At 72.5% G+C, this 6,294-nt stretch carries 5 protein-coding genes; 4 read left to right on the forward strand and 1 reads right to left on the reverse strand.

The window, feature by feature from the left end; translation table 11 throughout:
• Positions 1-12 precede the first annotated feature (12 nt).
• Complete coding sequence (locus EYA84_RS24010; RefSeq protein ID WP_131055578.1) at positions 13-1,461, reverse strand: alpha-amylase family protein; 1,449 nt, start codon at positions 1,459-1,461, stop codon at positions 13-15.
• 268 nt (positions 1,462-1,729) lie between these two features.
• Here EYA84_RS24010 and EYA84_RS24015 point away from each other — a divergent pair, with 268 nt between their 5' ends.
• From EYA84_RS24015 to EYA84_RS24030, 4 genes are all read left to right on the forward strand, one after another.
• Positions 1,730-3,547 carry a hypothetical protein gene (locus EYA84_RS24015; RefSeq protein ID WP_236145929.1) on the forward strand — a complete coding sequence of 606 codons (1,818 nt, stop codon included), beginning with the start codon at positions 1,730-1,732 and terminating at the stop codon, positions 3,545-3,547.
• Positions 3,544-5,010, forward strand: a complete 1,467-nt coding sequence (locus tag EYA84_RS24020) for an NADH-quinone oxidoreductase subunit NuoF family protein (RefSeq protein ID WP_131055582.1) — start codon at positions 3,544-3,546, stop codon at positions 5,008-5,010. The genes EYA84_RS24015 and EYA84_RS24020 overlap by 4 nt, the downstream gene beginning before the upstream one ends.
• A 118-nt stretch (positions 5,011-5,128) precedes the next feature.
• Positions 5,129-5,728, forward strand: coding sequence for a redoxin domain-containing protein (locus EYA84_RS24025; RefSeq protein WP_131055584.1), 600 nt, complete (start codon positions 5,129-5,131; stop codon positions 5,726-5,728).
• The coding region (locus EYA84_RS24030; RefSeq protein WP_275540812.1) for a cytochrome c biogenesis CcdA family protein at positions 5,728-6,294 on the forward strand (567 nt) is incomplete at its 3' end. The genes EYA84_RS24025 and EYA84_RS24030, both read left to right, overlap by 1 nt.

Below are 6,294 nucleotides of genomic sequence, written 5' to 3' on the forward strand. Positions count from 1 at the left end.
GGTGGGTGGGGGTTAGGGGAGGCGGGCGTTGGTGTGGAGGGCTATGGCGTCGTGGGCGGGGACGGTGGCGGCGAACCAGCCGTTGGCGTCGACGGTGATGATCGGGCCGCTGCAGGTGCCGTTGGTGAAGGTGCCGTGGATGACGTCGCAGTAGCGGCCGGCGGGCAGCCCGGTCTGGTACGAGCGGCCGGTGATCGGGAAGTCCTCGTCGTTGATGGTGACGAAGCCCCGGCCGGTACGGCTGAAGGCGATGTGCTGGTAGCCGTTGTCGTACCAGTTGCTGACGCCGGTGCCCTCGGTGGCGTTGCGGAAGCCGACCATGTTCGCGATCACCGGCCAGCGGTGCTCGCACTCCCAGCCCGAGTAGCAGGTGGTGTTCAGCGTCCTGTTGGTGCCGTCCGAGGGCGGGCCCGCGTCGCGGTTGGTGATGGTGTAGCTGGACATCACCGTCGGTGAGCCGTACGGCCAGGCCAGCATGAAGGCGTTGGCCAGGGCGTACGTGCCCCGGTCGCGGTAGGTGAGCACCCCGCCGTCGTCGCGCTGGGTGTCGTGGTTGTCCACGAAGACCGACGACACCGAGCTGGGCAGGTGCCCCCAGCCTTCGCCGAAGTTGCGCAGGTAGGCGAGGCGTTCGGAGCGGAAGACCCGGGCCAGGTCCTTGCCGTAGCGGAACTCGTGCACGTCGCCGTTGCCGGTGTACTCCTCGGGTCGGATCGGCTCGCCGGCACCGTGGATGACCTCCTGCACCACGTAGGCGGGGCGGTTCAGGCGGCGCAGGATGTCGGCGATGTCGGCGGCGGGCATGTGCTTGCTGGCGTCCAGCCGGAAGCCGTCCACGCCGAGGGAGAGCAGGTCGTTGAGGTATCCGGCCAGCCGGGACCGGACGTACTCGGAGCCGGTCTTGAGGTCGGCGAGGTTGACCAGCTCGCAGGTCTGCACCTCGTACCGGTCGAGGTAGTTGACGATGTCGTTGTTGCCGTTACGGCCGCAGTAGTGGAAGTCCTGCGCCTGGTAGATGCCGGGGTAGACGTGATGCTGGTAGGACGACCCGGCCCAGCCGGTGCCGCCGTTGGTCTGGCCGGACATGTGGTTGACGACGGCGTCGACGATCACCTTGACGCCGGCCGCCTGGCAGGTGCCCACCATGGACCGGAACTGGTCGCGGGTGCCCTTGCGGGACTCGATCCGGTAGCTGACCGGCTGGTAGGCGACCCACCACTGGTTGCCGCGTACGTGTTCCTGCGGGGGCGAGACCTGGACGTAGCCGTAGCCCTTCGGGCCGAGTGTGCTGGTGCACTCGGCAGCCACCGAGGGCCAGTTCCACTCGAAGAGGTTGGCGATGACCTTCTTGCCGCCTGCCGGGGCGGCGCTGGCGGGGGGTGCGGTCACGGTGCTGGGTGCGAGGAGGCTGGCGATCACGGCGAGGGCGATGATCGCCGGGCGGAGTCGACGTCGACGCATCGGGTGCTCCCGGGGGTGCCGGAGGACGGGGGAGGGTGGTGCGGCTGCCCGGATCTTGCAACCGGGACTGAAAATTTCAGCAAGGTTACAAGCGCATTTCATCACCTGTCAATGCATGGACGTCCGTCAGTGCGCCCGGAGGTGCGGTGGCGGCGTTACACGCGCCGGGCGGGGGGACGGTTCGACAACTCGTCGAGAAATTTTCGGTCGGATCTAATCCGACTGAACGCCGGAGACGTACTGGTGTGGGGAACAGGGTCGGCCGGCGGTGCGCCGCCGCGAGACGATCGAGGAGCACATGGCCCGGGCTACGCAGAACGAGAAGGCGCCTGCCGTCCGTACCAGCACCAGCACCAGAGGGATCCAGGTACGGTCCCGCAGCCAGATCCTGGCGCTGTCCGCGTCGGGGATCGCGGCGTTGTGGGCGCTGATGATGCTCACCAGCGCCGGTCAGCGGGCGTACGCGATGGGTTTCTTCTTCACCGAGTTCTTCGCCGGTGTGATCGCCCTGGTCGCGCTGAGCCTGACGGTGATGATGGGGCTGCTCGCCACCGACCGGCTGGTGCTGCTGATCCGGCACCGGGTGCTGTTGCAGTCGGCGCACCGGGCCACCGGCATCCTCGGTGTCGCCGGCCTGGTCTTCCACGTGATCACCAAGATCGCCAGCGGTCGGGCCGGGGTGACCGACGCGGCGGTGCCGTTCGTCGGTGGCCGGGGGCTCTACGTCGGCCTCGGCACCATCGCCGCGCTGCTCATGGTGGGTGTGCTCTGGACCGGCATCATCCGGGCCCGGTTCGCCGACGTCGGCCCCAAGTGGCTGTGGCGCGGCCTGCACTCGATGGCGTACGTGTCCTGGCCCTTCGGCATCTTCCACGGCCTCGGCGCCGGACGTGCGCCGGCCACCTGGGTCAGCCTCAGCTACTGGCTCTGCGTGGTGCTGGTCGTGGTGGCGCTGATGGTCCGGCTCTCGGTCAGCCTCCAGCGGCGCAGCCGCGAGCAGCACCAGGCCGCCGCGCTCAACGAGGCGATGACCGGCGGCAAGAGCACCGAGGAGAGCCGGGGCAAGGGCCTGCTCGGCACCCTGACCGGCCGGCGCGCCGAGGGCGAGGACGGCCGGGAGAAGCGGGTCCGCCGCGACATGAGCTGGGCCGAGAGCACCTCCGGCACCTGGGCCAGCCCGACCATCCGGCGCAACGACCCGGAGCGCTTCACCGTGCCGGTGGTGCCCGAGCCGGGCAGCCTGCGTGAGCCGGTACGCCCCGGACGGGACCGCCTCGACGAGGAACTGGAGCCGGTGGTGCGCCGTCCCTCCCGTCGCGAGGAGGCGGAGTTCGAGCGGGCCATCCGCCGCGAGACCGAGCTGATGGAGCCGGTGTCCCGACGGCGTGACGAGGAGCCGGTCGGCCGGCGTACCGTCCGCCGCGACGACGAGCTGGAGTCCACCGGGCGGCGTGCGTACCGCCGCGACGAGGAGGACCTGGAGCCGGTCAGCCGGCGGGTCCGCGAGGACGAGGAGCCGGTCCGGCGGCGCGCCTCCCGCCGGGAGGAGGAGCGCGAGTCGGTGGGTCGCCGATCCGCGCGCCGCCGCGAGGAGGAACTGGAGTACGAGCGCGAGCCGGGTGGTCGGCGCCGTCGCGACGACGAGGAGACCGGCCGGTACCGCCGCTCCCGGGGGGACGCCGACGCCGGCACCCGCTACTCGTCCCCGCCGCGCTCCAGCATCGACGAGCCGGAGGAGCCCTGGGACAGCCCGCGTCGCTGGGAGTCGAACGCCCCGATCTCGGCCGGCCCGATCTCCGGCGCGCCCATCTCGGGTTCACCGATCTCCGGTACGCCCATCTCCGCCGAGCCCCGCAGCGGCGGCGGCCGGCACAGCGTGGACGACGACGTGCCCGAGGCGGAGAACGACTACTGGCGGCCGCCGGCCCGGTACGCCGCGGAGGACGCCGTGGACGACGACACCCCGACCCTGGTCGACCTCGCCTCCCGGCGCGCCCGCCGGGCGTCGGACAGCCGACGCCGCCGGGCCGACCCGGAGAAGGTGGACGGCGCGTACTGGGCCGGACTGCGAGGGGAGGCCAAGTGACGGAGCGTGCCGTGGTCCCGCCGGTGGCCTGCGTCGGCGAGCCCCGGCTCACCGCCGGGTTCGCCGAGTTCGGCCGGCTCGACCTGCAGGCCCACGAGATGGTGCACGGCCCGATCAGCCCGATGGAGCCGTCCAACCTGCTGCGTCTCGCGGAGGGCATCCAGCTCAAGGGCAAGGGCGGTGCCGGGTTCCCGTTCGCCAAGAAGCTCCGGGCGGTGCTGGAGTCCTGCGAACGCCAGGACCTGCCGCCGGTGGTGGTGGTCAACGCCACCGAGGGGGAGCCGGCGAGCTGGAAGGACAAGGTGATCCTCACCCGGGCCCCGCACCTGATCCTGGACGGCGCGGCGCTGGCCGCGTTCGCGCTCGACGCCGAGGAGATCGTGCTCTGCGTGGCCGACGACCTGGTCGGCCGGGACTCCCTCATGGAGGCGCTCGACGAGCGGCGGATGCCGGTGCCGACCAGCGTGGTGACGGTGCCGCACCGGTTCATCAGCGGGGAGGGCGGGGCGCTGGTCAACGGGATCAACGGGCTGCCGCACATCCCGCCCGGCACCAAGAAGCGCTCCAGCGACTCCGGCGTGAGCAACCTGCCCACCCTGCTCTCCAACGCCGAGACGTACTCGCAGCTCGCGGTGGCCGCCCGCCTCGGGCCGTACGAGTACGCGGCGCTCGGCACCGACGACGAGCCGGGCACCGTGCTGCTCAGCGTGACCGGCGCGGCGAAGCGGCACGCGGTGGTCGAGTGCGCGGCCGGCACCCCGCTGCGGGAGATCCTCGAACTCTGCGAGGTCCCCGACGGGCCGGGCATCCTGATGGGCGGCTACCACGGCAAGTGGATCACCCGGGAGGCGGCGGAGAAGGCCGAGGTCTCCCGCAAGGGACTCGCCGCGGTCGGCGGCACCCTCGGCGCCGGCATCATCGTGCCGCTCGCGAACGACACCTGCCCGCTCGGCGAGGCCGCCCAGGTGGTGCGCTACCTGGCCGGTGAGTCGGCCGGGCAGTGCGGGCCGTGCAAGCGCGGCCTGCCCGACCTGGCCCGCGCGGTCGACCTGGCGGTCTCCGGCAGCGCGCCGGTCGAGGTGGTCCGGGCCGCCGCCGGCGACGTCAAGGGGCGCGGCGCGTGCAGCCACCCCGACGGTACGTCCCGCTTCGCGCTGTCGGCGATGGAGGTCTTCGCCGACGACCTCAAGAAGCACACCACCGGCGAGGGCTGCGGCCGGCGGGTCAAGGGCATGATGGGCCTGCCCGGCGCCCCCGACCCGGACCCGCAGAAGCTGGTCCTGGACTGGTCCCGGTGCGACGGCCACGGCCTCTGCGCCCACGTGGTGCCGGACTTCATCCGGCTCGACCAGAACGGCTATCCCGCCTTCCCGCCGACCCCGGTGCCGACCTGGCTGCGGGAGGGCGCGTCGAAGGCGGTCAAGGTCTGCCCGGAACTGGCGCTGCGGTTGACCAAGGCCTGAGCGTGCCGCGACCGGGCACGCGTGTCGCGACCGGAGCGGGGGTGCGTGCGCGTGCCGTGACCGAAGCGGGACGGACGGGGCGGCCGGTGGCCGGACCAGCGAAGCGAAGGAGACACCGATGAGGCCGGTCCGACAGACGCGACGTGCCATTTGTGCGGTCGCCGTTGTGCTCGCCGCGGCGCTGGCGGCCGGCGGCTGCGGTGCCGCGGGCTCGGTCGAGGAGGCGGCGGCCGTACCGGAGTCCGCACCCGCACCCGCCTCGGCGTCTGCGGAGCCCGCCGGACCGACGCCCGGTCCCACCACCCCGGTGCCGGTGCCCGACACCCTGCGGTTCACCGGGCAGACCCTGGCCGGTACGCAGTTCGACGCCGCCGCCCTGGCCGGTCGCCCGGTGGTGCTCTGGTTCTGGGCGCCCTGGTGTGCCACCTGCGCCAGCCAGGCGTGGACCATCGCCGAGATCGAACCCGGCTTCCGGGACACCGTGCCGATCATCGGCGTCGCCGGGCTCGGCGAACGCAAGGCGATGACCGACTTCGTCACCGAGTTCGAACTCGGCCCGATGCCGCAGATCGAGGACCGGCAGGGCACGCTCTGGAAGCGGTTCGGAATCGTCGAGCAGAGCACCTTCGTGATCATCGATCGTGAGGGCAAGGTCGCGCACAAGGGGTGGCTCGACGGGGAGGACCTCACCCGCCGGGTCACCGCGCTGGCCGCCTGATGGAGGCGCCGCTCCTGCTCGCGCTGACCGCGGGCATGCTCGGCGCGGTCAACCCGTGCGGCTTCGCGATGCTGCCGGCGTACCTGTCGCTGCTGGTCGCCGGGGCCACCGACACCCGGGGTGCGGTGGGCCGGGCACTCACCGCCGCCGCGGCGCTCACCTGCGGGTACGTGCTGGTGTTCGGCGCCTTCGGCCTGGCCCTGGCCCCGTTCGCGGGTTGGCTGCGTCCCCGGCTGCCGTGGTTCACCGTCGGGCTGGGACTGCTGCTCCTGCTGCTCGGCTGCTGGCTGCTCGCCGGACGACGGCTGCCCAGCCTGCGTCCGCTGACCCGGGCGCCCCGACTGACCCGCAGTTGGCCGTCGATGGTGCTGTTCGGCATGGCGTACGCGACCGCCTCGCTGGGCTGCGCCATCGCACCGTTCCTGGCGATCGTGGTGACCAGCCTCCAGGCCGGGTCGACCGGGCGCGGGCTGGCGCTGTTCGGGGCGTACGCCCTGGGGATGGGGTTGGTGGTCGCGGTGGCCGCGCTCGGCGTGGCGCTGCTGCGCGGCGAGGTGGTGGCCCGG

This window comes from Verrucosispora sp. SN26_14.1 (assembly GCF_004307965.1).
GTDB lineage: Bacteria > Actinomycetota > Actinomycetes > Mycobacteriales > Micromonosporaceae > Micromonospora.

Excerpts from the sequence above, each read along its gene's own strand:
- EYA84_RS24010 (WP_131055578.1), bottom strand. The coding sequence starts at position 1,461 with ATGCGTCGACGTCGACTCCGCCCGGCGATCATCGCCCTCGCCGTGATC.
- EYA84_RS24025 (WP_131055584.1), top strand. The coding sequence starts at position 5,129 with ATGAGGCCGGTCCGACAGACGCGACGTGCCATTTGTGCGGTCGCCGTT.